The following is a 271-nucleotide window of genomic DNA, read 5'->3' as shown; positions in this document are numbered from 1 at the left end:
ATGGTGAGCCATGAAGGATTCGAACCTTCGACCCTCTGATTAAAAGTCAGATGCTCTACCAGCTGAGCTAATGGCTCCCTGTTAAAGTGATAATATTGTTGGTGACCCGTACGGGATTCGAACCCGTGATACCGCCGTGAAAGGGCGGTGTCTTAACCACTTGACCAACGGGCCACTATATAATTCATTTATCGGTGGCGGAGAAGGAGGGATTTGAACCCTCGCGCCGCGTAAACGACCTACACCCTTAGCAGGGGCGCCCCTTCAGCCA

2 tRNA genes are annotated in these 271 nt (G+C 52.0%); both read right to left on the bottom strand.

The annotated features are described in order from the left end of the window. Position 1: 1 nt before the first annotated feature. Positions 2 to 77, bottom strand: a tRNA-Lys gene (locus tag SAZ04_RS22110). Positions 78 to 99: 22 nt separating this feature from the next. After that, positions 100 to 174, bottom strand: a tRNA-Glu gene (locus tag SAZ04_RS22105). Positions 175 to 271 lie beyond the last annotated feature (97 nt).

This window comes from Halalkalibacter lacteus (assembly GCF_036663595.1).
Taxonomy (GTDB): Bacteria; Bacillota; Bacilli; order Bacillales; family Bacillaceae_D; genus Halalkalibacter; species Halalkalibacter lacteus.
Note: the sequence above shows the minus strand (reverse complement) of the source record. Positions and strands in the feature narration are given on the sequence as shown.